General features: G+C 72.1%; 24 protein-coding genes and 1 riboswitch. Of the genes, 17 read left to right on the forward strand and 7 right to left on the reverse strand.

Annotated elements, in window-relative coordinates; translation table 11 throughout:
• Positions 1 to 162: 162 nt before the first annotated feature.
• The 10 genes from ACFWUZ_RS34760 (at position 163) to ACFWUZ_RS34805 (ending at position 10,373) form a co-directional block, all read left to right on the forward strand.
• A complete protein-coding gene (locus ACFWUZ_RS34760) occupies positions 163 to 753 on the forward strand; it encodes a CDP-alcohol phosphatidyltransferase family protein (protein WP_384381898.1) in 591 nt (196 codons plus the stop codon).
• Between the two features lie 98 nt (positions 754 to 851).
• Positions 852 to 3,347, forward strand: a complete 2,496-nt coding sequence (locus ACFWUZ_RS34765; RefSeq protein WP_384381900.1) for a sugar phosphate nucleotidyltransferase — start codon at positions 852 to 854, stop codon at positions 3,345 to 3,347.
• Between the two features lie 114 nt (positions 3,348 to 3,461).
• Complete coding sequence (locus tag ACFWUZ_RS34770; RefSeq protein ID WP_384381902.1) at positions 3,462 to 4,364, forward strand: DUF881 domain-containing protein; 903 nt, start codon at positions 3,462 to 3,464, stop codon at positions 4,362 to 4,364.
• Complete coding sequence (locus tag ACFWUZ_RS34775; RefSeq protein WP_384381904.1) at positions 4,361 to 4,693, forward strand: small basic family protein; 333 nt, start codon at positions 4,361 to 4,363, stop codon at positions 4,691 to 4,693. Before ACFWUZ_RS34770 ends, ACFWUZ_RS34775 begins: the two co-directional genes overlap by 4 nt.
• 5 nt (positions 4,694 to 4,698) lie before the next feature.
• Positions 4,699 to 5,577 carry a DUF881 domain-containing protein gene (locus ACFWUZ_RS34780; protein WP_384381906.1) on the forward strand — a complete coding sequence of 293 codons (879 nt, stop codon included), beginning with the start codon at positions 4,699 to 4,701 and terminating at the stop codon, positions 5,575 to 5,577.
• 82 nt (positions 5,578 to 5,659) lie between these two features.
• Complete coding sequence (locus ACFWUZ_RS34785; RefSeq protein ID WP_384381939.1) at positions 5,660 to 6,604, forward strand: FHA domain-containing protein; 945 nt, start codon at positions 5,660 to 5,662, stop codon at positions 6,602 to 6,604.
• 18 nt (positions 6,605 to 6,622) lie between these two features.
• Positions 6,623 to 7,405 carry a MerR family transcriptional regulator gene (locus ACFWUZ_RS34790; RefSeq protein WP_384381908.1) on the forward strand — a complete coding sequence of 261 codons (783 nt, stop codon included), beginning with the start codon at positions 6,623 to 6,625 and terminating at the stop codon, positions 7,403 to 7,405.
• A gap of 63 nt (positions 7,406 to 7,468) precedes the next feature.
• Positions 7,469 to 7,942 carry a bifunctional nuclease family protein gene (locus tag ACFWUZ_RS34795; RefSeq protein ID WP_007262890.1) on the forward strand — a complete coding sequence of 158 codons (474 nt, stop codon included), beginning with the start codon at positions 7,469 to 7,471 and terminating at the stop codon, positions 7,940 to 7,942.
• A gap of 180 nt (positions 7,943 to 8,122) precedes the next feature.
• Entirely contained in the window at positions 8,123 to 8,761 is a 639-nt protein-coding gene (locus ACFWUZ_RS34800; RefSeq protein WP_384381910.1) for a MerR family transcriptional regulator, read from the forward strand.
• A gap of 103 nt (positions 8,762 to 8,864) precedes the next feature.
• Positions 8,865 to 10,373 (forward strand): DNA polymerase IV, encoded by a 1,509-nt coding sequence (locus tag ACFWUZ_RS34805; protein WP_384381912.1) that lies wholly within the window; start codon positions 8,865 to 8,867, stop codon positions 10,371 to 10,373.
• 40 nt (positions 10,374 to 10,413) lie between these two features.
• On the opposite strand, the gene ACFWUZ_RS34810 is transcribed toward ACFWUZ_RS34805, so the two are convergent.
• Positions 10,414 to 10,803, reverse strand: coding sequence for a PRC-barrel domain-containing protein (locus tag ACFWUZ_RS34810; RefSeq protein WP_384381914.1), 390 nt, complete (start codon positions 10,801 to 10,803; stop codon positions 10,414 to 10,416).
• Positions 10,804 to 10,917: 114 nt separating this feature from the next.
• A riboswitch (glycine riboswitch) is annotated at positions 10,918 to 11,016 on the forward strand.
• Between the two features lie 197 nt (positions 11,017 to 11,213).
• Here ACFWUZ_RS34810 and gcvP point away from each other — a divergent pair.
• Complete coding sequence (gene gcvP / locus ACFWUZ_RS34815) at positions 11,214 to 14,099, forward strand: aminomethyl-transferring glycine dehydrogenase (protein WP_384381916.1); 2,886 nt, start codon at positions 11,214 to 11,216, stop codon at positions 14,097 to 14,099.
• 72 nt (positions 14,100 to 14,171) lie between these two features.
• Here the strand turns inward: gcvP and ACFWUZ_RS34820 are convergent, their stop codons facing one another.
• Entirely contained in the window at positions 14,172 to 14,360 is a 189-nt protein-coding gene (locus ACFWUZ_RS34820; RefSeq protein ID WP_031147109.1) for a DUF5999 family protein, read from the reverse strand.
• 261 nt (positions 14,361 to 14,621) lie between these two features.
• On the reverse strand, positions 14,622 to 15,233 hold the full coding sequence (locus ACFWUZ_RS34825) for a hypothetical protein (protein WP_384381919.1): 612 nt from the start codon (positions 15,231 to 15,233) through the stop codon (positions 14,622 to 14,624).
• 494 nt (positions 15,234 to 15,727) lie between these two features.
• Between ACFWUZ_RS34825 and ACFWUZ_RS34830 the strand changes: the two genes are divergently transcribed.
• Positions 15,728 to 17,263 (forward strand): glutamate-cysteine ligase family protein, encoded by a 1,536-nt coding sequence (locus ACFWUZ_RS34830; protein WP_384381921.1) that lies wholly within the window; start codon positions 15,728 to 15,730, stop codon positions 17,261 to 17,263.
• A gap of 125 nt (positions 17,264 to 17,388) precedes the next feature.
• The gene (locus ACFWUZ_RS34835; RefSeq protein ID WP_384381941.1) at positions 17,389 to 18,198 is read left to right on the forward strand and encodes a CPBP family intramembrane glutamic endopeptidase; all 810 of its coding nucleotides are present in this window, start codon (positions 17,389 to 17,391) and stop codon (positions 18,196 to 18,198) included.
• Between the two features lie 60 nt (positions 18,199 to 18,258).
• Here ACFWUZ_RS34835 and ACFWUZ_RS34840 read toward each other — a convergent pair whose 3' ends face one another.
• Complete coding sequence (locus tag ACFWUZ_RS34840; RefSeq protein ID WP_384381923.1) at positions 18,259 to 19,080, reverse strand: PhzF family phenazine biosynthesis protein; 822 nt, start codon at positions 19,078 to 19,080, stop codon at positions 18,259 to 18,261.
• 101 nt (positions 19,081 to 19,181) lie between these two features.
• Entirely contained in the window at positions 19,182 to 19,751 is a 570-nt protein-coding gene (locus tag ACFWUZ_RS34845; RefSeq protein ID WP_384381925.1) for a GNAT family N-acetyltransferase, read from the reverse strand.
• On the opposite strand from ACFWUZ_RS34845, the gene ACFWUZ_RS34850 reads away from it, so the two are divergent.
• Entirely contained in the window at positions 19,750 to 20,376 is a 627-nt protein-coding gene (locus ACFWUZ_RS34850; RefSeq protein ID WP_384381927.1) for a PadR family transcriptional regulator, read from the forward strand. The genes ACFWUZ_RS34845 and ACFWUZ_RS34850 overlap by 2 nt on opposite strands.
• Before the next feature lie 162 nt (positions 20,377 to 20,538).
• On the opposite strand, the gene ACFWUZ_RS34855 is transcribed toward ACFWUZ_RS34850, so the two are convergent.
• Complete coding sequence (locus ACFWUZ_RS34855) at positions 20,539 to 20,967, reverse strand: SRPBCC family protein (protein WP_384381929.1); 429 nt, start codon at positions 20,965 to 20,967, stop codon at positions 20,539 to 20,541.
• A 193-nt stretch (positions 20,968 to 21,160) separates the two neighbouring features.
• Between ACFWUZ_RS34855 and ACFWUZ_RS34860 the strand changes: the two genes are divergently transcribed.
• On the forward strand, positions 21,161 to 22,120 hold the full coding sequence (locus tag ACFWUZ_RS34860; protein ID WP_384381931.1) for a DMT family transporter: 960 nt from the start codon (positions 21,161 to 21,163) through the stop codon (positions 22,118 to 22,120).
• Between the two features lie 242 nt (positions 22,121 to 22,362).
• Positions 22,363 to 23,346, forward strand: coding sequence for a DMT family transporter (locus tag ACFWUZ_RS34865; RefSeq protein WP_384381933.1), 984 nt, complete (start codon positions 22,363 to 22,365; stop codon positions 23,344 to 23,346).
• Here ACFWUZ_RS34865 and ACFWUZ_RS34870 read toward each other — a convergent pair.
• On the reverse strand, positions 23,328 to 24,008 hold the full coding sequence (locus ACFWUZ_RS34870) for a pyridoxamine 5'-phosphate oxidase family protein (RefSeq protein WP_384381935.1): 681 nt from the start codon (positions 24,006 to 24,008) through the stop codon (positions 23,328 to 23,330). The genes ACFWUZ_RS34865 and ACFWUZ_RS34870 overlap by 19 nt on opposite strands.
• A 36-nt stretch (positions 24,009 to 24,044) precedes the next feature.
• On the opposite strand from ACFWUZ_RS34870, the gene ACFWUZ_RS34875 reads away from it, so the two are divergent.
• Positions 24,045 to 25,379, forward strand: coding sequence for an aminotransferase class I/II-fold pyridoxal phosphate-dependent enzyme (locus tag ACFWUZ_RS34875; protein WP_384381937.1), 1,335 nt, complete (start codon positions 24,045 to 24,047; stop codon positions 25,377 to 25,379).
• Positions 25,380 to 25,604: the final 225 nt, after the last annotated feature.

Here is a 25,604-nt window from a genome sequence, read left to right on the forward strand (position 1 = left end):
TGGGAGAGTAGGACGCCGCCGAACAATCATTGCGGAAGCCCCGCACCAGCCCTTTTCAGGGTTCGGTGCGGGGCTTTTCTGCGTTCCGGGACGGTGTGCGGTCTCCTGTAGGGTCAGGGGGCACCGTTCGACAATTTTCTATCGTCACAGTGGAGGCCCCGGGTGGAGGTCCAGGAGACTCGGGTTCAGACCGACCGAATTTTCACCATTCCGAACATCCTGAGCATGGCTCGCCTGGCCGGCGTACCCCTGTTCCTGTGGCTGATCCTCGCCGAGCACGACGGCTGGGCCCTGGCCGTCCTCATGCTCAGCGGGATCAGCGACTACCTCGACGGGAAGCTCGCCCGGCGCTGGAACCAGATCAGCAACCTCGGCCGGCTCCTCGACCCGGCCGCGGACCGGCTGTACATCCTTTCGACGCTCTTCGGTCTGACGTATCGCGAGCTCCTGCCGCTCTGGCTCACGGGCGCCCTCCTGGCCCGTGAGCTGATGCTGCTGGTCATGGTGTGGATCCTGCGCCGTCACGGCTATCCGCCCCCGCAGGTGAACTTCCTGGGCAAGGCCGCGACCTTCAACCTGATGTACGCCTTCCCCCTGCTCCTGCTCAGTGACGGAACCGGCTGGTTGGCCTGGATGGGGTCAGTTTTCGGATGGGCGTTCGCCGGATGGGGTACAACTCTCTATTGGTGGGCAGGAGTGCTGTACGTGGTTCAAGTCCGCCGTCTCGTGAAGGCGGATGCCACGGCCGATTGAGCTCGCTCGGCGCCGGTTGACGCGGAGGAGTGCGGAGTCACCGTCCGGGACGGGTGAGGTCGGCGAGACCATCGTCTCTCAAGGAGGACTCTTCCGACATGAAGGCCGTCGTGATGGCCGGTGGCGAAGGCACCCGTCTTCGCCCCATGACCTCGAGCATGCCCAAGCCGCTCCTGCCGGTGGCCAACCGGCCGATCATGGAGCACGTGCTCAGGCTGCTCAAGCGGCATGGGCTCAATGAGACCGTGGTCACCGTGCAGTTCCTGGCGTCGCTCGTCAAGAACTATTTCGGTGACGGCGAGGAGCTCGGGATGGAGCTCACCTATGCCAACGAGGAGAAGCCACTCGGGACCGCCGGCAGCGTGAAGAACGCCGAGGAGGCATTGAAGGACGACACCTTCCTCGTCATCTCCGGCGACGCGCTCACCGACTTCGACCTCACCGACCTCATCCGTTTCCACAAGGAGAAGGGCGGGCTGGTCACGGTCTGCCTGACCCGGGTCCCGAACCCGCTGGAATTCGGCATCACCATCGTGGACGAAGAAGGCAAGGTCGAGCGCTTCCTGGAGAAGCCCACCTGGGGACAGGTGTTCTCCGACACGATCAACACCGGCATCTACGTGATGGAGCCGGAGATCTTCGACTACGTGGACCCGGACGTCTCGGTGGACTGGTCCGGCGACGTCTTCCCCCAGCTGATGAAGGAAGGCCGGCCGATCTACGGCTACGTGGCCGAGGGGTACTGGGAGGACGTGGGCACCCACGAGAGCTACGTCAAGGCGCAGGCCGACGTGCTCGAGGGCAAGGTCCAGGTCGACATGGAAGGCTTCGAGATCTCCCCCGGGGTGTGGATCGCCGAAGGCGCCGAGGTCAGCCCCGACGCGGTGCTGCGCGGTCCCCTCTACATCGGGGACTACGCCAAGGTCGAAGCCGGGGTGGAGATCCGTGAGCACACGGTCATCGGCTCGAACGTCGTCGTCAAGAGCGGCGCCTTCCTGCACCGGGCCGTCATCCACGACAACGTGTACATCGGGCCCCACAGCAATCTCCGCGGCTGCGTCATCGGCAAGAACACCGACATCATGCGGGCCGCGCGGATCGAGGACGGGGCGGTCATCGGCGACGAATGCCTCGTGGGCGAGGAATCGATCGTCCAGGGGAACGTCCGCGTCTACCCCTTCAAGACCATCGAGGCCGGTGCCTTCGTCAACACCTCGGTCATCTGGGAGTCCCGCGGGCAGGCGCATCTGTTCGGCGCCCGGGGAGTCACGGGCATCCTCAACGTGGAGATCACCCCGGAGCTGGTGGTCCGGCTCGCCGGCGCGTACGCGACGACCCTGAAGAAGGGCGCGATCGTCACCACTGCCCGTGACCACTCCCGGGGCGCGAGAGCCCTCAAGCGGGCGGTGATCTCGGCGCTCCAGGCCAGCGCCATCAACGTACGGGACCTGGAGAACGTACCGCTGCCGGTGGCGCGGCAGCAGACCGCGCGGGGCAGCGCCGGCGGGATCATGCTGCGGACCTCGCCCGGGATCCCGGACTCCGTCGACATCATGTTCCTGGACGAACGGGGAGCCGACCTCTCGCAGGCCGGGCAGCGGAAGCTGGACCGCGTGTACGCGCGGCAGGAGTACCGGCGCGCCTTCCCCGGTGAGATCGGCGACCTGCAGTTCCCCTCCAGCGTCTTCGACTCCTACACCGGATCCCTGCTCAGGCGGGTGGACACCACCGGTATCGCCGACGCGGGCCTCAAGGTGGTCGTGGACGCCTCCAACGGCAGCGCCGGGCTGGTCCTGCCCAGCCTGCTGGGCCGCCTCGGCGTGGACGCCCTGACGATCAACCCCGGTCTCGACGAGTCCAGGCCGACGGAGTCCACCGAGTCCCGGCGGGCCGGGCTCGTGCGGCTCGGGGAGATCGTGGCCTCGGCGCGGGCCGCCTTCGGCGTGCGCTTCGACCCGGTGGGCGAGCGGATCTCGCTGGTGGACGAGCGCGGGCGGATCATCGAGGACGACCGGGCCCTGCTGGTGATGCTCGACCTGGTGGCCGCCGAGAAGCGCAGCGGCAAGGTGGCGCTGCCGGTGACCACCACGCGGGTGGCCGAGCAGGTGGCGGCCTACCACGGCACGCAGGTGGAGTGGACGACGACCTCCCCCGACGACCTGACCCGGGTGGGCCGGGCGGAGACGACCATCTTCGGCGGCGACGGCCGGGGCGGGTTCATCGTTCCGGAGTTCAGCAGCGTCTTCGACGGCTCGGCCGCGTTCGTACAGCTGCTGGGACTCGTGGCCCGGACCCAGCTCACGCTGAGCCAGATCGACGCCCGGATCCCGCGGGCGCACGTCCTCAAGCGGGACGTGCCCACCCCGTGGGCGGTCAAGGGCCTCGTCATGCGGCGGGTCGTGGAGGTGGCCGGTGACCGTCAGGTGGACACCACCGACGGAGTGCGGGTGGTCGAGGCCGACGGGCGCTGGGCACTGGTGCTGCCCGACCCGGCGGAGGCCGTGACCCACCTGTGGGCCGAGGGGCCGGACGACGCCTCGGCGCAGGCCCTGCTCGACGAATGGGCGGGCGTGGTGGACGGCGCCGGGCACTGAGTGCCGTCCCGCCGCAGCCGGCGGGACCGACGTCCTGACGGGCCGGGTGTGCGCAGTGCGCCGCCCGGCCCGCAGGACGGGTGCATTGGGTATGGACGGCGCCGACATGCGACGATGTGCGGCATGTCGCAGCCGTCCCACAACAGGAGTTCGGCGTCCCCGCCCGCGCGCCCGGACGCTTCCATGTCGCTGCTGACGCACGTGATGGACCACAGTCTCGACGAGGGCTACGCGGAGGCCTCGGCCCGGCGCGAGGCCGAGGGCACCGCGGGGCTTCCCCGCACCCTCAAGGCCAAACTGGGTCTCGCCGCGGGTCTCGTGCTCGCCGCTGTGGTCGTCACGGTCGGTGCGGCCGAGGCGCGGCTGGCGGCTCCGGTCCTGGCCAAGGAGCGACAGGAACTGATCGACCGGGTCGGGGTCGCCGACGAGCGCGCCGACGGCCTGGAGCGCGACATCGACCGGCTGCGCGGGGACGTCGCGGACCGCCAGCGCGCGGCGCTGAAACAGCACGGCGGTGACCAGGGACAGCTCGTGGCCCTGCTGTCCGGTGCGACCGAGGTCCGCGGGCCCGGCGTGAAGCTGGTGGTGGACGACGCCAAGGGCGCGGCGTCGGGCGGCGGAGGTCCGCGGGACGGTGCCGGGTTCTCGGACACCGGCCGGCTCCGCGACCGGGACATGCAGAAGATCGTCAACGGGCTCTGGCAGTCCGGGGCGGAGGCGGTCTCCATCAACGGGCAGCGGCTGACGTCGCTGTCGGCGATCAGGGCCGCGGGCGACGCCATACTGGTCGACAACAGGCCGCTCGTGCCGCCGTACGAGGTGCTGGCGGTAGGTGACAAGAAGCGGCTCGGCCCCGCCTTCCAGGACTCGGCCGACGGCCAGTACCTGCACGTGCTGCAGGAGAGCTACGGCATCCGCTCCACCTTGTCCGCCGAGGACGAGGTGCGGCTGCCGGCCGCATCGAGCCTGACCGTGCGGACAGCCACAGCAGAAGAGCAGCAGAAGGGTGCATCGTGATCGCGGTACTGGGCCTCGTGGCCGGAGTGGTGGTCGGGCTTCTGATCCGGCCCGAAGTGCCGGCCGTGGTGGAGCCCTATCTGCCGATCGCCGTGGTGGCGGCGCTGGACGCGGTCTTCGGTGGTCTGCGCGCGATGCTGGACGGCATCTTCGTCGACAAGGTCTTCGTGGTGTCGTTCCTGTCGAACGTGGTCGTGGCCGCGCTGATCGTCTTCCTCGGCGACAAGCTGGGCGTCGGCTCGCAGCTGTCCACGGGTGTGGTCGTCGTTCTCGGCATCCGCATCTTCTCCAACGCGGCGGCCATCCGCCGGCACGTGTTCCGGGCGTGAGGCCGATGAGTACGAACGACACCCCGCCCGAGCGGCCCGACCGACCGCAGGGCTCCGGCGGACCCGTGGGCCCCGTGACGCCCCCGGGCGTGCCGCAGACGCCTGCTGCACCGCCCGCCGGGCCCGCGGAACCCTCCGCTCCGTCCGGGCCCCCGGAGCCCGGCCAGACCGGCAGGCAGCGGCTGGCGGCAGGGCTGTGGCCCCCGCGGGTGAGCCGCGCGCAACTGATCGTCGCTCTGCTGCTGTTCGTCCTCGGGCTGGGACTCGCCATCCAGGTGCGGTCCAACAGCGACTCCAGCGCGCTGCGCGGGGCCCGTCAGGAGGACCTCGTACGGATCCTCGACGAGCTCGACGGGCGGACCAAGCGCCTGGAGGAGGAGAAGCAGCGTCTGGAGGATCAGCGCCGGGAGCTGGAGAGCAGTTCCAACCAGGCCGAGGAGGCCCGCAAGCAGACCGTGGAGAAGGAGCGCCAACTCGGCATCCTGGCCGGTACGGTGGCAGCGCAGGGGCCGGGCATCACACTCAAGATCACCGATCCCACGGGCCAGGTGCAGTCGGACCAGCTGCTGGACACGCTCCAGGAGCTGAGGGCGGCCGGGGCCGAGGCGATCCAGATCAACGGGGTGCGCATCGTGGCGGGCTCGTACTTCTCGGACGCGGACGGCGGGGTCGCCATCGACGGTAGGAAGATCACACAGCCTTACGAGTTCAAGGTGATCGGCAAGCCGCAGGATCTGGAGCCGGCGCTCAACATCCCCGGCGGTGTCGTCCAGACGCTGGAGAAGGAGCAGGCCGCCGTCGCCGTCACACGGTCGGCCAAGATCGTTGTGGATGCCTTGCGAGTTGCGAAGCAGCCTGACTACGCTCGGTCGTCATCGTCATGAGACGGGGCGGAGTGTGGACCGGCTCACGTGGGCGGATGCCTGCGGGGGGTCGGCGCACCGAAGTCGCGGTGCGTGGTGGAAACTGTCTGGTGGTTACGGACGTTGTGAGAATGTCCGGGTCGGCAGGTGTGTGCATGCGGAGTTCGTCCTGCCCCACGGGCGGGTCTATTTCGGTCAAGGGGAATCGCCCGTGAAGTTGTTTGAGAAGTTGTTCGGCAAGAAGAACCGCGAGGAAAGCGGCGCGGCACGTCACCGTGCCGGGCACGGTGACGTGGAAGGGCAGGGCGACCGGCCGCTCTTCCGCGACGAGGTCGCGGGCAGCGGTCAGGTTCCGGGCGGCCCCGGCGCGTCGGCTGTTGACCCTGCCGGTACCGGGCGCATAGGTTTCGGTGAACCGTCAACCTCAAGTTCGGGTGGAGGGTTTGCCCCCGACCCGTATGCCACCAATGCCTCCGCGGGGCAGCCGCGGCGCGAGGAGCCGTCCATGTCGGCCGAGCAGATTTGCAGCAGGTGCGGGCACCGCAGCGATGCGGCGAGCCGGTTCTGCTCCAACTGCGGGGCGCCGCTGCGGGCGGGCCTGACGCCGGAGCGTGCCTCGGAGACCACGTCCACCATCTCGATCTCGGGCCTGGAGGCCTACGAGGCCGAGGTGTCGGGACAGACGCACGCGTCGTCCTCGCTGTCCCCCGAGGCCCAGGCCGCGGTGGAGGCACTGCCCCCCGGTTCCGCCCTGCTGATCGTGCGGCGCGGACCCAACTCCGGCAGCCGCTTCCTGCTGGACGGCGAACTGACCACGGCAGGCCGGCACCCGCAGAGCGACATCTTCCTGGACGACGTCACCGTCTCCCGGCGGCACGTCGAGTTCCGCAGGGGCCAGGAAGGCGGCTTCACCGTCTCCGACGTGGGCAGCCTCAACGGCACGTACGTCAACCGTGAGCCGATCGACTCGGTCGCCCTGCACAACGGCGACGAGGTGCAGATCGGCAAGTACCGGCTGGTCTTCTACGCGAGCCTTCGGGGCATCTGACCTGTCTAGGAAGGCCCCATGCTGCGCACCCCGACCGGCGGCGCCCCGAAGAACGGCACCGCCGGGACCAGCGGCTCGGCCGGGCGGCTGGTGAGCATCGGCACGGTGCTCACCATGCTCCGTGACGAGTTCCCCGAAGTCACGATCTCGAAGCTCCGCTTCCTGGAGGCGGAGGGGCTCGTCGAGCCCAGGCGCACACCTTCCGGATACCGCAAGTTCAGCCCCCAGGACATCGAGCGGCTGGCACGCATCCTGCGTCTGCAGCGCGATCACTACATGCCGCTGAAGGTCATCCGCGAACAGCTGGACGCGCTCGACCGCGGGGAGCAGATCCGCATCCCGGCGCCCACGCCGCACCAGGACCCCGGGGGAGCGGTCGATCCGGCCAGTCCCGCCGCCCTGTACGGCGAGGTGGGCCGGGAGAGGCCCGCGGCGCCCCGTGTGGGCCGGGCCGAGCTGATCGCCGCCGCAGAGGTGGACGAGGTCCATCTGGTCGAGTGGGAGTCGTACGGGCTGCTCGCCGAGGCGCCCGGCGGTGGTTTCGACGCCGAGGCCGTCACCGTGGCCCGCCTGGTCGCGGACCTGGGGCGATTCGGGCTGGAGCCCCGGCACCTGCGGGCGATGAAGGCCGCCGCCGACCGGGAGGCGGGCCTGGTGGAGCAGGTCGTGGCCCCGTTGCGCCGGCACCGCAATCCGCAGACCAGGGCCCACGCCGAGGCCACCCTGAAAGAGCTCGCGGGGCTCTCCGTACGGCTCCACGAGGCCCTCGTACAGACGGCTCTCGGCGTCCGTTTGCGGTGACCTCGCTGGTCGGACCGGAGCCCCGACTACCCAAACCTGCCGGGCAGGTCCTAGGGTTGCTGTGTGAACGAGCTCGACGTTGTGGGTGTCCGGGTGGAAATGCCCTCCAACCAACCGATCGTGCTCCTGCGTGAAGTGGGAGGCGATCGGTACCTCCCCATCTGGATCGGTCCAGGGGAGGCGACCGCCATTGCCTTCGCACAGCAGGGCATGGCCCCTGCCCGGCCGCTGACGCACGACCTGTTCAAGGACGTGCTGGAGGCGGTCGGTGAGGAACTCACCGAGGTCCGGATCACGGATCTGCGGGAGGGCGTCTTCTACGCGGAGCTCGTCTTCGCCAGCGGGGTCGAGGTGAGCGCGCGGCCCTCGGACGCGATAGCGCTGGCCCTGCGGACGGGAACGCCGATCTACGGCAGTGACGGCGTCCTGGACGACGCCGGAATCGCCATTCCGGACGAGCAGGAGGACGAGGTGGAGAAGTTCCGCGAGTTCCTTGACCAGATCTCGCCCGAGGACTTCGGTACCGGACCGCAGTGAGCCGCCGGCCGCGTCGTCCACCCGGAACTGTCAGCCCATTCGAGTAGCCTTTCCCCACAAAGGGATACGGGAAACCACTCTCAGGGTGATTATCACTCGGCGTGCCGAGTGTGGCGATCGTTGACGCACCCCTGGTGACTGCCTACCTTCAAGGTGGCAGGTCAAGGACGGAGGGTCGGCGTGAGGATCACGGGCGACGGTACGACCGGGGGCACCCCCGCACGGAGTGACGGTGGGCCGTACCCGTTGCGCGGCAGCGCGGTGGGTTCAGCGCGCCGCCAGCCGGAGTCGACGCCGGTCGGACCGGTGAGCGGCGACCCGGCGCCCGAACAGGTCGGCTACCGCGGGCCCACCGCGTGCGCCGCGGCCGGGATCACGTACCGGCAGCTCGACTACTGGGCGCGCACCGGACTGGTGGAGCCGAGCGTGCGTCCCGCCTACGGATCGGGCACCCAGCGCCTGTACAGCTTCCGGGACGTGGTGGTCCTCAAGATCGTCAAGCGCTTCCTGGACACCGGGGTGGCGCTGCAGAACATCCGCACGGCCGTGCAGCACCTGCGGGACCGCGGCTTCTCGGACCTGGAGCGCATGACGCTGATGAGCGACGGCGCCACCGTCTACGAATGCACCTCGCCCGACCAGGTCGTGAGCCTGCTCCAGGGCGGGCAGGGCGTCTTCGGCATCGCCGTGGGCGTCGTGTGGCGGGACGTCGAGAAGGCGCTGTCACAGCTGCACGGGGAGCGCGTGGACACCGGCGAGACCGTGGTCGGGCACAATGCGACCGACGAACTCGCGGCACGCCGCAACCGGGCGGGCTGACCTCCCGCTCCCGGACCGCCCCAGGTCCCGTCCCGCCCCCTTCGGCCCGCCCCACCGCGCGGGCCGGAGCCGGGTTGTCAGAGGGGTGGGGGAACATCGGGGTGTGAGAGCCGCGCCGACCATCCTGCACCTGGACATGGACGCCTTCTACGCCGCCGTCGAGCAGGCGGCGAAGCCGAGCCTGCGCGGGAAGGCGGTCATCGTCGGCGGGCTGGGGCCCCGCGGGGTCGTCGCCACCGCCTCGTACGAGGCGCGGCGCTTTGGTGTGCACTCGGCGATGCCCATGGGGCAGGCGAGGCGGCTGTGTCCGAACGGCGCCTGCCTGATCCCGCGCTTCAGCCTCTACCGCGAGGTCAGCGACGTGGTCATGGCCCTCCTGCGGGAGCTGTCCCCGCTCGTGGAGCCCCTCAGCCTGGACGAGGCCTTCGTGGACCTGGAGGCCGGTGGCACGGCCTTCGACGGTCCGAGCGCCCGGGCGACGGGCGAGCGGCTGCGGGCGGACATCCGGGCCGCCACGGGGCTCAGCGGGTCCGTGGGGCTGGCGGGGTCCAAGATGCTGGCCAAGGTGGCGTCCGAGGAGGCCAAACCCGACGGCCTCCTGCTGATCGAGCCGGGGACCGAGCGGGAACTGCTCGCGCCGATGTCGGTGCGGACCCTGCCGGGGGTGGGGCCGGCCACCGGGGAGCACCTGCGCCGGGCCGGGATCACCACCGTGGGGGAGCTGGCCGAGGCCGGTGAGGACGAGCTGGTACGGATGCTGGGGCGCGCGCACGGGGTCGGACTCCACCGGATGGCGCTGGGACTGGACGACCGGCCGGTGGTCGCGGAGCGGGATGCGAAATCCGTCTCGGTCGAGGACACCTTCGACGTGGACCTCCACGACCGGGTCCGGATCCGGAACGAGGTGCAGCGGCTCGCCGACCGGTGCGTGCAGCGGCTGCGGGGGTCCGGGCACTCGGGGCGCACGATCGTGCTGAAGGTGCGGCGGTACGACTTCTCGACGCTGACCCGCTCCGAGACCCTGCGGGGGCCCACGGACGACCCCGGTGTGGTGCGGGAGGCCGCCGCGCGCCTGCTGGAGGCCGTGGACACCACGGGAGGGGTGCGCCTGCTGGGGGTGGGGGTCACCGGGCTGGCGGACTACACGCAGGAGGACCTGTTCGCGCAGGCGCTGAGCGCCGGACCGGCGGGGGCGGAGGGTCCCGGGACCGAGTCCGGGGGCGGGGGCGGGGCCGGGTCGGGGAGCGGGACCGTACCGGGGATCGGGACCGATGGGACGGCAGGGAGCGGCGGGACGGAGGCGCCCCCGGAGCCGGGGGCAGAGCCAGGGGCCCCGGAGGGCGCCGAGCAGTCGCCCCGGGAGCCCCGGCCCGTCTCCGAGCGGCGCTGGCCGGCCGGGAGCGACGTACGGCACGCCGTCCACGGACCCGGCTGGGTGCAGGGCAGCGGCGTGGGGCGGGTGACCGTACGGTTCGAGCGGCCCGGAACGGCGCCCGGCAGGGTGCGGACCTTTCGGGTGGACGACCCGGAGCTGGAACCGTCCGATCCGCTGCCGCTCGTGGGGGAGGGGGCCGGGGAGGAGGGGCCGGGCGCCCCCGTGGACGCCCCGTAGGGCGCCCCGCCGTGCGGCTTCCCCTCGGGGTCCCGGTGGCTCAGCCCTCCCCGCCCGCCAGGCGGCCGAAGTCGCGGTCGGGGGCGGCGGAGGGCGGGTGGTGGAACTCACTGGGGAGCGTCACGTCCAGGCCGTAGTGGTGGTAGAGCTGGAGTTCCTGTTCCGGCGAGAGGTGGCGGCCGACGCCGAAGTCGGGGGCGTCCTTGATGAGGGAGCGCTCGAAGGGCACCCGCAGGGTGCCGCCCACCAGCTCGCTCGGTTCCAGCGGCACGAACGCGTCCCGGCTGAACAGGCCGGTCCGGACGGCTGCCCATTCCGGGGTGCCCGTGGCATCGTCGAGGTAGACCTCGTCCACGGTGCCGATCTTGGTGCCATTGCGGTCGAACGCCTTGCGGCCGATCAGGCTGCGCGGATCGATGTCGGTCTGCACGGTCCCTCCACTTGGTCGCAACTCCATCCGTAGTCACTACAAAAGTGCATATCGGGGGAGGGGGCCACTCGAGGGAAGGTCCACATCCTCGCTGGTAGGCTGGGTGATGGCTGTTGACCCTGTGCGGGAGAGTCCTCCGAGTGAGCTCGACGGAGGCGCCGAAGGAGCAAATCCTCCCCGGAATCTCTCAGGCATACGTACCGCACGTGAAGAGGCCACTCTGGAAAGCAGGAGCGGGTACCGGCACGCAGTACCGGTTCCCCTCCTCACCGACGGTGAAAGCCGGATCGCGCGGGCGACCCCCGTGAGGACCGGCGAAGCTCTCAGGTTGAGATGACAGAGGGGGAGGCCGTCCGGGTGCCCGCGCCGTGGTGCCCCTCGCAGGTCATACGACCAGGAGGCCTCCGTACATGACCGCCAACCGCATTCCGCTCTCCCAGCTGGAGCGAGGCATCCCCTTCGAGCAGCGCCACATCGGCCCGGATGCCGAGGCGCAGGCAAAGATGCTCGCCCACGTGGGCTACGGCTCCCTGGACGAACTGACCGCCGCCGCGGTACCGGATGTGATCAAGACCGCCGAGGCGCTGAACCTGCCCGAGGCGCTGACCGAGGCCGAGGTGCTCGCCGAGCTGCGTTCGCTCGCCGACCGCAACCAGGTGCTGTCCTCGATGATCGGTCTCGGCTACTACGGGACCTTCACGCCGCCGGTGATCCTGCGCAACGTCATGGAGAACCCGGCCTGGTACACCGCGTACACGCCGTACCAGCCCGAGATCTCGCAGGGCCGCCTCGAGGCGCTGCTGAACTTCCAGACCGTCGTCGCCGACCTGACCGGCCTGCCGACCTCCGGCGCCTCCCTGCTCGACGAGGGCACCGCGGCCGCCGAGGCCATGTCGCTGGCCCGCCGCGTGGGCAAGGTCAAGGGCGGTGTCTTCCTGATCGACGCCGACGCGCTGCCGCAGACCGTCGCCGTGATCGAGACCCGCGCCGAGCCCACGGGCGTCGAGGTCGTCGTCGCGGACCTCTCGGACGGCATCCCCGCCGAGATCGCCGAGCGCGGCGTCTTCGGTGTGCTGCTCCAGTACCCGGGTGCCTCCGGCGCGGTCCGGGACATCAAGCCGGTCATCGACCAGGCCCACGAGCTCGGTGCGATCGTCACCGTCTCCGCCGACCTGCTCGCCCTGACCCTGCTGACCTCACCGGGAGAGCTGGGCGCCGACATCGCGGTCGGCACCACGCAGCGCTTCGGCGTCCCGATGGGCTTCGGCGGACCGCACGCCGGCTACATGGCCGTCCAGGCCAAGCACGCCCGCTCGCTGCCCGGCCGCCTCGTCGGCGTCTCCGTGGACGCGGACGGCAACAAGGCGTACCGCCTGGCCCTCCAGACCCGTGAGCAGCACATCCGCCGCGAGAAGGCCACCAGCAACATCTGCACCGCCCAGGTGCTGCTGGCCGTCATGGCCGCCATGTACGCCGTCTACCACGGCCCGGACGGCCTGCGGACGATCGCCCGCCGCACCCACCGCTACGCCGCGCTGCTGGCCGCGGGCCTGAAGGCCAGCGGGGTCGAGATCGTGCACGGCGCGTACTTCGACACCCTCACGGCCCGCGTCCCGGGCCGGGCGGCCGAGGTCGTCGCCGCCGCCCGCGAGGGCGGGGTCAACCTGTACCGGGTGGACGCGGACCACGTCTCCGTCGCCTGTGACGAGACCACCCTGCGCGCCGACGTCGACGCCGTCTGGGCCGCCTTCGGCGTCACCGCGGACATCGAGGCCCTCGACGCGACCACCGCCGACGCGCTGCCCGAGGGCCTGCTGCGCTCGGACGAGTACCTGACCCACCCGGTCTTCCACCAGCACCGCAGCGAGACCGCGATGCTGCGCTACCTGCGCAAGCTCTCGGACAAGGACTACGCGCTGGACCGCGGCATGATCCCGCTGGGCTCCTGCACCATGAAGCTCAACGCGACCACCGAGATGGAGCCGGTGACCTGGCCCGAATTCGGCCAGCTGCACCCCTTCGCCCCGGTCGAGCAGGCCGAGGGCTACCTCACGCTCATCACCGAGCTGGAGGAACGTCTCTCCGAGGTCACGGGTTACGACAAGGTCTCCATCCAGCCCAACGCCGGCTCGCAGGGTGAGCTCGCCGGCCTGCTGGCGGTCCGCGCCTACCACCGCGCGAACGGCGACGAGCAGCGCACCGTCTGCCTCATCCCGTCCTCCGCGCACGGCACCAACGCCGCCAGCGCCGTCATGGCCGGCATGAAGGTCGTCGTCGTCAAGACCGCCGACGACGGCGAGGTCGACGCGCAGGACCTGCGCGCCAAGATCGAGCAGTACCGCGACGAGCTGGCCGTGCTGATGATCACCTACCCGTCCACGCACGGTGTCTTCGAGGAGCACGTCGCCGAGATCTGCGCCCAGGTGCACGACGCCGGCGGTCAGGTCTACGTGGACGGCGCCAACCTGAACGCCCTGGTGGGCCTCGCCAAGCCGGGCCACTTCGGCGGCGACGTCTCGCACCTGAACCTGCACAAGACCTTCTGCATCCCGCACGGCGGCGGCGGCCCGGGCGTCGGCCCGGTCGGTGTCCGGGCGCACCTGGCCCCGTACCTGCCCAACCACCCGCTCCAGCCGACCGCGGGCCCGGAGACGGGCGTCGGCCCGATCTCGGCGGCGCCGTGGGGCTCGGCCGGCATCCTGCCGATCTCCTGGTCGTACGTGCGCCTCATGGGCGGCGAGGGCCTCAAGCGCGCCACCCAGGTGGCGGTGCTCGGCGCCAACTACATCGCCAAGCGCCTGGAGCCGCACTACCCCGTGCTCTACACCGGTCCGGGCAACCTGGTCGCGCACGAGTGCATCATCGACCTGCGTCCGCTGTCGAAGGCGACGGGCGTGAGCGTGGACGACATCGCCAAGCGTCTGATCGACTACGGCTTCCACGCGCCGACCATGTCCTTCCCGGTCGCCGGCACCCTGATGATCGAGCCGACGGAGTCCGAGGACCTCGCCGAGATCGACCGGTTCTGCGATGCGATGATCGCCATCCGCGGCGAGATCGAGCGGGTCGCGGCCGGCGAGTGGCCGGCCGACGACAACCCGCTGGCCAACTCCCCGCACACCGCGGCGGCGCTGGGTGGCGAGTGGAACCACCCCTACACCCGTGACGAGGCCGTCTTCCCGGGCGGGGTCACGGCGTCCGAGAAGTACTGGCCGCCGGTGCGCCGCATCGACGGTGCGTTCGGCGACCGGAACCTGGTGTGTTCCTGCCCGCCGCTGGACGAGTACGACAACTGATCGCCGCGCACGCGTGAAGGGGCCGTCCCGGGAGTTCGTCTCCCGGGACGGCCCCTTCGTCGTGCCGGGCGGCTAGGCCGCCGCGAGCGGGCGGTGCGGGGCGATGATCTGGCCGTCCGGCAGCAGCTCACCGGTGTCCTCGAAGAGCAGGACGCCGTTGCACAGCAGGCTCCAGCCCTGTTCGGGGTGGTTGGCCACCGGGAGCGCGGCCTCCCGGTCGGCGGAGTCGGCTGACGGGCAGGCTGGCTGGTGCTGGCACATGGATGCGTTCTTTCGCTGCGGTGTGGTCTGTGTGCTACGGCTCGATGCGTGGTTCATGGCCGTCCCCCTGGGTCATCCCCGCACCGGCGGGGAGCGTGTCCTCAGTCTTCCCCCACGACAGCCGCTTCGCAGGCATTTCCCCGCAGCTGTCCTCATGGATTGATGACGCATCACCCGTGCGGGCGGTTCAGGCCAACTCCCCTGTCATTTCGGATGGTTAGCGAGTGGTCCCAGTGGACTAGGCCGAATGGGTCACTCGGGTCAGGCGGCGGGCGCGGCCAGCGTGGGAGGGGCGGCCGGGGTCAGCCGGTGCATCAGTACGGGCAGCAGTTCGGACACCAGGTGGGGCCGGTAGGCGGCGATCCCGGGCGGGGCCGGCGCCAGCGGCACCAGCAGGTCCTCGTCCGCGGGGAGTCCGGCGGAGGCGTCGGCGCCCACGGCCCCGTGCAGCCACAGGGTCAGCATGTACAGCTCCGGTACGGACAGCAGGCGCGGCTGGTAGTTCTTGCCGAGCGCCTCCGCCTGGTGCAGGGCGCGTTCGGTCGCCGCCACGTAAGGGCCCTCGAAGAAGTGGGAGAAGGCCCAGCCGTCGGGGGTCAGCCGGGTGTCGGCGGCGGCGACGTGGCGGTCGCCGCTGCGGATCAGGAACCGCCACCCCGTGAGGCGGGTGCGGGGCGGCCTGCCGCCGGCCGCGAGGTTCGAGAGCTGCAGGCGGTCCAGTACGTGGACGGGCAGCGGGAGTTCGGCGGTCACCGGGCCCTGCAGTGCGCGCAGGGCCGGGGTGTGCGCCTCGTGGACGGCGGTGGGGGATCCGAGTGCCGCGAGGACGCTGCGCAGGGCGGGTGCGGGAGCCGGGGGGACATGCAGCGGCATGGTGGGTCGCCTCTCACTTGGGAGACCGGTGGAACGGGGGCAGGTGTGGACGGCGCTGTCGCATTCTGGGGCCAGAGGGGGGCTGAGGGGCAATGGCCGCGCGCCAACTCTCTGCCTCGATTGCGGAGTTTATACGACACGTGTTCACGCAATGTTTCGGCTAGCTGTCCCGGCTATTGCCGACAAGGCGCATACCGGCCCCGCTGTCACGGGATCCGTGCCGTACGAACGCGATCGTGCCGCACTGACCTGGGAGGCTACCGGACGGGGGCTCGGCTGGAAAGCACCGGTAATCCTGAACCGGCAAAATCGCTGCGGAATTTGCGCAGAGCGAGTTGCCAGGTGAATGTGCCGAAGCGCCGTTCGGCCAAACCGGCGCGCGCTCCTCGCCACTCGCGCCCCCTCGGCGTTATGGATCACCGTGCCGGGGCATCATCGACCTTAACGCGCGCCCGGGTGCACTGAGCCGGGCCCACTCGAGGAGGGACGCTTCGATGGGGGAGAAGGTCGTGGCAGGCGGATTCGACCTGTCCGATCGGCAGCGGTATCGAAGGAAGCTTCACGAGTGCCTGGAGGGGCTGGAGCGGCTTCTGGCGGACAAGAGGTTCGATCGTCCCAAGAACATGATGGGGCTGGAGATAGAACTGAATCTCGCGGGTGCCGACGGTTTGCCGAGAATGGTGAATGCTCAGGTCCTGGAACGGATTGCGAGCACGGATTTCCAGACCGAACTCGGAATGTTCAATCTGGAGGTGAACGTCCTTCCGCACCGGCTCGGCGGCCGGGTATTCGACCAGCTCGCCGAGGAACTCAGCGCGGGTCTGGCCTATGCCCACCGGCAGGCCGCGGAAATCGATGCCGGGGTGGTGATGATCGGCATCCTGCCGACGATCTCCCGGGAGGACCTGGTCACCGCCAACCTCTCGGCCGTGGACCGCTACTCACTGCTCAACGAGCAGATCCTGATGATGCGGGGCGAGGACTTCACGCTCGACATCGACGGGGTGGAGCGGCTCGTGTGGACCTCCGGGTCGATCGTGCCGGAGGCCGCCTGCACCTCCGTACAGCTGCACCTGCAGGTGACCCCGGCCCGCTTCTGCGACGTGTGGAACGCGGCGCAGGCGGTGGCCGCCGTACAGATCGCCGTCGGGGCCAACTCGCCGTTCCTGTTCGGGCGCGAGCTGTGGCGGGAGTCGCGGCCGCCGCTGTTCACGCAGGCCACCGACACCCGGCCGCCCGAGCTCCAGGCGCAGGGCGTGCGGCCGCGCACCTGGTTCGGGGAGCGCTGGGCGGGCTCGGTGCAGGAGCTCTTCGCGGAGAACGTGCGCTACTTCCCGGCCCTGCTGCCGATCTGCGACGAGGAGGAGCCGCTGCGGGTGCTCGCGGAGGGCGGGGTGCCGAGCCTGCAGGAGCTCGTCCTGCACAACGGCACCGTCTACCGGTGGAACCGGCCCGTGTACGGGGTCGCCGACGGGGTGCCGCACCTGCGCGTGGAGAACCGGGTGCTGCCCGCCGGGCCGACGGTGACCGACGTGGTCGCCAACGCCGCCTTCTACTACGGGCTCGTCCGCACCCTCGCCGACGAACCCCGTCCGGTGTGGACGCGCCTGCCGTTCGCCGAGGCGGAGGCGAACTTCGACGCCGCCTGCCGGTACGGGATCGACGCGCGGCTGCGCTGGCCGCGGCGGGGCCGCGCCGGGGCGCTGACGAGCGTGCCCGCCGTACGGCTGGTCCTGGACGAGCTGCTGCCGATGGCGGCGGCCGGGCTGGACGCCTGGGGGATCGACCCCGCCGACCGCGACCACTACCTCGGCATCATCGAGGAGCGCTGCCGGCGCCGGGTCAACGGGGCGACCTGGCAGGTGGACACCTACCACCGGGCGCTCGCCGCCGGTCTGGAACGGAACGAGGCGCTCGCCGCGGTCACCCGCAGGTACAGCGAGCTGATGCACAAGGGCGACCCCGTGCACACCTGGCCCGTCGGGATTGCGGAGGAGGAGGTGAGCGGCACGGCGTCGGTCGGGCGCTGAGCCCGCCCCGCCCGGTCCCACCGCCACCGCGGACCCCCGCGGCCGCCCCCTCCCTCCGCCGAGGAGGCAGTATGGGGTGGTCGCAATCGGGACGCCGCAGCGGGACGGCGGGACAGGAGTCGGGTGTGCGGGCGGAGCCGGGACCGGTGGTCGTGGGGCTGGATGGGGACGGGGCGCGTCCCGGACGGGCGGTCCTGCGCACGGAGACGCTGCTCGTGCTGGCGCTGTCGCTGGGCGCGAGCGGCGTATCCGCGCTGATCAGCTTCGTCGGCTCGCTCACCAGGCCGGGCGGGCTCAAGGACCAGGCCGCCACCCTCAACGGCTCGTACGCGCCCGGCCGGCCGTGGCTGGACCTGGCCTGGCAGCTCTTCGGCATCGCGAGCGCGCTGGTCCCCGTCCTGCTGGTGGCGCACCTGCTGACCCGGGAGGGGGCGCCGGGGCTGCGGGTCCTGGGCTTCGACCGCACCCGCCCCTGGGGGGACCTGGGCCGGGGCGCCCTCGTCGCGGCCGGGATCGGCAGTGCCGGGCTGGCCTTCTACCTGGCGGCGCGGGCCACCGGCTTCAACCTCACGGTGGTGCCGGAGGCGCTGCCCGACGTGTGGTGGAAGTTCCCCGTACTGATCCTCTCCGCGGTGCAGAACTCCGTGGTGGAGGAGGTCATCGTGCTGGCCTACCTGCTGCGCAGGCTCGACCAGCTGGGCTGGTCGCCGATGGCCGCGCTGCTGGCCAGCTCGGTGCTGCGCGGCTCGTACCACCTCTACCAGGGCATCGGCGGCTTCATCGGCAACATGGTGATGGGAGCGGTCTTCGTGCTGGCCTACCGCCGCTGGGGCCGGGTGGGGCCGCTCGTCGTCGCGCACGCGCTGCTCGACATCGTGGCCTTCGGCGGGTACGCGCTGCTCGCGGGCAAGGTGGGCTGGCTGCCGACGCCGTGACGGGGCGGGCGGGCCGGTGCGGAGGGGGCCCGCCGCGGTCCGGCGCCGCCGGCCCGGCCGTCACGGGGAGGTGAGCAGGTCACCGTCCAGGACGGTGACGGCGTGGCCGCTCAGCAGCGTGCGGTCACCGGCCAGGGTGACCTTGACGAGTCCCCGGCGGGCCCCGCCCTGGAGTCCGGTGAGCTGGGTCCGGCCCAGGCGCGCGGCCCAGAAGGGGGCGAGCGCGGTGTGCGCGCTGCCGGTCACCGGGTCCTCGTCGATCCCGAAGGCGGGAAAGAAGCCCCGGGAGACGAAGTCGTACCCGCGGGAGGGGTCCTCGGCGGGGGCGGTGACGATCACGCCGCGCTTGGCGAAGGTGCGCAGGGCGGCGTGGTCCGGTGCCAGTTCGTGGACCGTCTTCTCGTCGGCGAGTTCGACGAGCAGGTCGCCGATGTGGGCGGCCGTGTCGTGGACGGACAGGATCGGGACGCCGCCGAGGGCGTGATCCACGGCGCCCGGCGCGTCGGCGGGGGCCAGCGAGGACGTCGGGAAGTCCAGGGTGACCGTGCCGTCCGCGGCGGTCTCGGCGGTGAGGACGCCGCAGCGTGCGGTGAACCGGATCAGTCCGGTGGCCAGGCCGCTGGTGGCGAGGACGTGCGCGGTGGCGAGGGTGGCGTGGCCGCACATGTCGACCTCGGCGGCCGGGGTGAACCAGCGCAGCGCCCAGTCGGCGTCCCCGCCCGGCGGCAGCGGGTGGGCGAAGGCGGTCTCGGAGAGGTTCATCTCGGACGCGACCTGCTGGAGCCAGGCGTCCGGCGGGAACGCGGAGTCGAGGAGCAGGACGGCGGCGGGGTTGCCGTGGAACGGCCGGTCGGTGAAGGCGTCGACGATTCGGATGCGCATGCCCCGACGTTAGGGGCCTTCCCGATCGCTGACAAAGGCCGGTCCGGGTTGATCGGCCCGATCCCGGGGAGCCGCGGCCGGCCCTGCCCCGGCCGGTTCCGTCAGCGCAGGTCGAGCCTCATCAGCACCCGGGGATGACCGGCCAGCACCGAGGTGGTGTCGGCGGCGTGGGTGAATCCGGCGCGTTCGAAGTTCTTCCGGAGCCCGGGGTAGGCCATCGTCAGATCGACCCCGGCGTCACCGTTGTCCAGGGGGTAGGCCTCGATCACCGGTGCGCCCCGGCCGCGGGCGTAGTCGACGGCGCCGGCGATGAGCGCGTGCGAGATCCCCTTCTTCCGGTGGCCGGGGCGTACGCGGATGCACCACAGGGACCAGACCGGCAGGTCGTCGACGTGCGGGATCTTCCGGTTGCGGGCGAAGGAGGTGTCCGCGCGGGGCGCCACGGCGGCCCAGCCGACCGGCTCGTCGCCCTCGTAGGCGAGTACGCCCAGGGGTCCCTTCCGGCACAGCTCGGCGACGTAGTCGCCTCGGGCGGGTCCGCGCAGTTCGTTGTTGAGCTTGGAGGGGATCCGGTAGCTCAGGCACCAGCAGACGGAGGCTCCGGGCGACTTCGGGCCGACCAGGGTGCGGAGGTCCTCGAAGACCGAAGCCGGGCGGACTTCGATGGTCATGGCACCACCATGTCACGTTGCCTCCTCAGGCCCGAGGGGACATGAGCGGGGCCGGGGCCACGGTCACTGCGGACCCGACCGTCGGGAGGGGTTCGCAGGGCTGCGCGCCGCCTTCGGGCCGTTCGGGCCGCCCTTCGGTGGCGGGCCCTTCGGCGGGCGTGGCGGCCGCGGCGGACCGAGGGGCCGAGCGCGGCGCGGTGACGTGCGCGCCTCGATCCTCGCCCTGCTCGTCGACCGGCCGATGCACGGCTACGAGATGATCCAGGAGATCGCCGAGCGCAGTGGCGGGGCCTGGAAGCCCAGCCCCGGCTCGGTCTACCCGACCCTGCAGCTGCTGGAGGACGAGGGCCTGATCACCGTCCAGAGCGAGGGCGGCAAGAAGCTCTTCACGCTCACGGACGCCGGCCGCACCGAGGCCGGGTCGGGCCCGGCGGCCCCCTGGGCGCAAGCGGGGCGCGGCGTCGGCTTCGAGGCGATGAACGAGATCCGGACGGCCGGCTCCGGCCTGATGGAGGCCTTCGGCCAGGTCTGGAAGACCGGCTCGGCCGAACAGCGGGACAAGGCCGTCGCGGTCATCAACGACGCCCGCAAGAAGCTCTACCTGATCCTGGCCGACGAGCACTGAGCGGTCGGCCGCGGAACGGCGGTCGTGCCAAGGCCGCGCGCCCCGCAGGGTCTCCCCGCGGGGCGCGTCCGCGGGCCTGCGTACGGAAGGCCGGACGCGCGGAACGCCGGATGTGCGGTCGGGGGTACGGGCGGTCGGAGGACCGGGCGGGCGGGTCCGCGGTCAGGCGACCAGGCCGGCCAGTCTGCGCAGCGACTCGTTCAGCGCGGCGGTGGCCGAGTCCTTCAGCTTGCCCGCCATCAGGGACACGGCGGCCCCCGTGAACTCCCCGTCGATGCGGACGGTGGTGGCCCCGCCGTCAGGGGTCAAGGTGTACCGGGTGAGGACGGCCACGCCCATCGGACCCTTACCGGTGATCGCGAAGAGCCGCTCGTCCTCCAGCTCCGAGACCGTCCAGACGACCTCGGCGGGGAAGCCCATCATCTTCATGTTCTCGGCGAAGGTGGACCCGACCGCGAAGGTGTCCGGGCCGCCCTGCGGGAAATTCGTGTGGGTCATGCTCCACCGGCCGTACGCGTCCCAGTCCGTGAGCTGGGCCCAGAGCTTCGCGGCGGGCGCCTCGATGCGTGATTCCGCGGTGACTTCGGCCATGCGGCCACCCCTTCTCGTCGGGTACGTGCGGCGGAACGTAGCCCCGGCGGCCGGAACATTCAATACTGACGACCTGTCAGATATCGCCGCGCGGGGCGAGGCGCGGGGGCGGCGAGGGTGCGCGCGGTGCCGGGTCCGTCTCAACAGGTGTCTGGTCCATGACGGTGCTGACCGGCCCTGGCATGATGGCCCGATGCAAGCGTCAGGGAGAAACGCCGGACTGGGCCTCGCCCTCGTCTCGGCGTTCGCGTTCGGTGGTTCCGGAGTGGCGGCGAAGCCGCTGATCGAAGCGGGTCTCGACCCCCTCCACATGGTCTGGCTGAGGGTGGCCGGGGCAGCGCTCGTGCTGTCCCCGCTGGCCTGGCGCCACCGCGCCCTGGTGCGCCGCAGGCCCGCACTGCTGGCCGGCTTCGGACTGGTCGCCGTCGCGGGCGTGCAGGCCTTCTACTTCGCCTCCCTGTCCCGCATCCCGGTCGGCGTCGCCCTCCTGCTGGAGTACCTCGGTCCGGCGCTGCTCCTCGGCTGGATCCGCTTCGTGCAGCGCAAGCCGGTGACCCGGGCGGCGGCCGCCGGCGCCGCCGTGGCCGTCGTGGGCCTGGCCTGCGTCGTCCAGATCTGGACCGGGCTGAGCCTGGACCCGCTCGGGGTGCTGCTCGGCCTCGCCGCGGCCTGCTGTCAGGCCTTCTACTTCGTCTTCGCCGACCAGGGCAGCGACGGGGGCGAGGCGCCCGACCCGATCGGCGTGATCGCGTACGGCATGCTCGTCGGCACGCTGGTGATGACGGTGATCGCCCGGCCGTGGGAGATGGACTGGGCAGTACTGGCCGGGGAGGCGGCCGTGGGCGACACGACCGTGCCCGCCGCGGTCCTGCTCGCCTGGGTGGTGCTCATCGCCACCGTCTTCGCCTATCTGACCGGTGTGGTCTCGGTGCGCAAGCTCTCGCCGCAGGTCGCCGGAGTGGTGGCCTGCCTGGAAGCGGTCGTCGCCACCGTGCTGGCCTGGGTGCTGCTCGGCGAGCACCTCGCGACCTGGCAGATCGTCGGAGGGGCGCTGGTGCTCGGCGGAGCCTTCATCGCGCAGTCCTCCCGGCCCACGCCGCCCGGCGCCGCCGACCCCGCCGCGCTGGACCGGGAGCCCACGGGCGCCCGGTGACGGATGCCCGCCCCCGGTCCCGTCCCGGCGGGACCGGGCGGGACCCGCGGGCCTGGCGCGCGCGGCGGGGCACCGCGTAGGGTGACGATCATGCCGTCGACCGTGCTTCCGCCTCCCGCCGCCCTGTAGGGCGGCGCACCCGAAACAGTAGAACCCGGCCCGGGCCGTTCCCGGGCGGGTGTGCGCTGCCCGCGAAGCGATGACCTGCTCTTCTCATCCTTCACGCATGCGCGGAGACCCACGTGTCGAACCATTCGCCCGCTGCCGGGCGCAGTCTGCTGTACCTCGTCGTCGCCGGAGCCGCCTGGGGCACCGCCGGGGCGGCCGCCTCCCTCCTCTTCCTCGCCAGCGATCTCGGCCCGCTCGCCCTGTCCTTCTGGCGGTGCGCGGGCGGGCTCGTCGTGCTGCTCGGGGTGCTCGCCCTGCGCCGCCGCCCCGCCGTCCCCCGGCGGCCGCGGCCCGCGGCCGCCTCCCTGATCGGGACGGGGCTGCTCTTCACCCTCTTCCAGGCCGCCTACTTCGGTGCGGTGCGCGAGACCGGTCTCGCGGTCGGCACGGTGGTCACCCTCGGCGCCGGACCCGTGCTGATCGCCGTCGGTGCCCGCTACTGGATGGGCGAGCGCCTCGGCCGCGGCGGGGCCGCCGCCGTCATGGGGGCGCTCGCCGGGCTGGCCGTACTGGTCCTGGGCAGCGGGGCCGGGGAGGTACGGCCCCTCGGCGTCGTCTGGGCCCTGCTGTCGGCTGCCGGGTACGCGGCGATGACGCTGCGGGCCCGGTCGCTCGGCCGCCGCGGGGCGGGCGGGGACCCGCTGGTCACCACCGCCTGGTCGGTCGGGGTGGGTGCGGTGTGCCTGCTGCCGCTCGCCGCGATGGAGGGAATGGCGCCGCACGCCGCCGAACCGGGCCGGATGCTGTGGCTGCTCGCGTACGTGGCCGTCGTGCCGACGGCCCTGGCGTACGTGCTCTACTTCACCGGCGCCGCCGCCGTACGCGCCGCGACCGTCTCCGTCGTCATGCTGATCGAGCCGGTCAGCGCGGCGGTGATCGCGGTCCTGCTGCTCGGGGAGCGGCTGACCGGTGCCGTGGTGCTGGGCACCGTACTGCTGCTGACGGCGGTGGGGGCCCTGATCGCGGCCGAGTCCCGCCGGCCGGCGGGCGGGCCGGCCGCCGGCCCGGCTCCAGGGCCCGCCGCCCTGCCGCAGAGTCCTCAGAGCGCGGCGAGGTAGTCCGGGACGGCGATGCCGGGGGCCAGGTCCGGGGCGGGCACGGGGGTCCCGTAGGCCGGTGCCACCGGCACCACCCCCGACCAGTAGGGCAGGTCCAGGTCCTCGGCGTCGTCGTTCGGGCCGCCGGTACGGAGCTTCGCGGACACCTCTCCGAGGTCCAGCCGGATCACGGCGGTGGCCGCGAGCTCCTTGGCGCTGGCGGGCCGGGAGTCGGCGGACCGGCCCGGCACGACCTGGTCCACGAGGGCGTCCAGGGCCAGGCGGCACTCCGCCTCGTCGGTGACCTGGTAGGCGGTGCCGTGGATGACCACCGAGCGGTAGTTCAGCGAGTGGTGGAAAGCCGAACGGGCCAGCACCAGACCGTCGACATGGGTCACGGTCACGCAGACCGGCAGGCCAGGATCCGCTTTGCCGGCGGCGAGCAGCGGGCGCGATCCGGTGGAGCCGTGGACGTAGAGCACCTCGCCGACCCGGCCGAAGAGCGTGGGCAGGACCACGGGGGCGCCGTCGCGGATGAAGCCCAGATGGCAGACGTACGCCTGGTCGAGTATCGAGTGGACCGTCTCGCGGTCGTAGCGCGCCCGGTCGCGGGAGCGGCTGGGAACGGTCCGGCCGGTGGGCTCGTAGGAGGTGGTCGACCCGGTGGAAGGCGTGGCGGCCATGTGCGGACTCCATTGCACTAGTGCATACTTAGCTTTGTGCTAGAAGATTATCGGATCGTTGGGCGCCGCGCATCGGACATCGCGGCCAGTGTCGAAGCGGGCGTCGGCTCGGGCGCGCTCGCCCCCGGAACGCTGCTGCCACCCATGCGGGAGCTGGCCGGGGTATTGGGCGTGAATCCGAACACCGTGGCCGCCGCGTACCGGACACTGCGCGAACGCGGGGTCATCGAGACCGACGGGAGGCGCGGCAGCCGCGTGCGGCCCCGGCCGCCGAGCGCGCCGCGGGACGCGCTGCGGATGGCCGTACCGGCCGGCGTACGGGACATCGCGGCCGGCAACCCGGACGTGACGCTGCTGCCCCCGCTGGACGGACCCCTGGCCGCCGCCGCCCGGCGCTACGCCGAGGCGCCGACCCTCTACGGGCAGGACCCGGTCGTCCCGGACCTGGCGCGGCTGGCCCGGGCCGGTTTCGACGCGGACGGGGTGCCCGCCGGTGCGGTCGCGGTCACCTCGGGCGCCCTGGACGGCATCGAACGGGTACTGGCCGCGCACCTGAGGCCCGGGGACGCGGTCGCGGTCGAGGATCCGGGGTGGGGCAGCGTGCTGGACCTGGTCCCCGCGCTCGGGTTGCGGCTCCTGCCGGTGGCGGTCGACGACGACGGCCCGCTGACCGAAGCCGTGGAGCGGGCGCTGGCGGACGGGGCACGGGCGCTGATCGTGACCGCGCGGGCGCAGAACCCGACCGGGGCGGTGGTCGGCGAGGAGCGGGCGGGGGAACTGCGGGCGCTGCTCGGCGGGCACCCCGAGGTGCTGGTGATCGAGGACGACCACGGCCACAGCTTCGTCGGCCTGCCGCTGCGGCCCCTGGGCGGCGTGACCCGGAACTGGGCGCTGATCCGGTCCACCGCGAAGGCCTACGGGCCGGACCTGCGGCTGGCGGTGCTGACGGGCGACGAGGTGACGCTGGACCGGGTGCGGGGGCGGCAGCGGCTGGGCCCGGGATGGGTGAGCCGGCTGCTGCAGTACGCGGTGGTGGAGCTGTGGACCTCGGACGCGGTGGACCGCTCGGCGGTCGCCCTGTCGTACGGGATGCGGCGGGACGGGCTGGTGCGGGCCCTGCGGGAGCGGGGGGTACGGGCGTACGGGCGGAGCGGCATGAACGTGTGGGTGCCCGTCGCCGACGAGACGGGCGCGGTGACCCGGATGCTGGCCGCGGGCTGGGCGGTGGCGGCGGGGATCCGCTTCCGCGTCCGGTCGGAGCCGGCCGTGCGCCTGACGGTGTCCCAGCTGGCGGTGGCGGAGGTGCCGGGCCTGGCGGATGCCCTGGCGGCCGCGGTCCGCCCCGGCGCGCCGGGGATCCGCTACGACTGAGCGGAAGCGGAGGCGGACGGCGGACGGCGGACGGAGGGGGACCGGGGCGGATCGGGGTGGCGGGGCCGGTGAGGTCCCCGGATCCGGCCGGGTCGGGGCGGGGGGGGGGGGCGGGGGGCCCCCCCCCCCCCCCCCCCCCCGGGGGGTGGGTGCGCGCCCCCCCCGGGCGCGGACGCACACCCCCCGGGCCCCCCCCGGCCGCGGGCCCCCGACAGCGCGGCCCCC

The organism is Streptomyces sp. NPDC058646, assembly GCF_042716875.1.
In the GTDB taxonomy this organism is placed as follows: Bacteria; Actinomycetota; Actinomycetes; order Streptomycetales; family Streptomycetaceae; genus Streptomyces.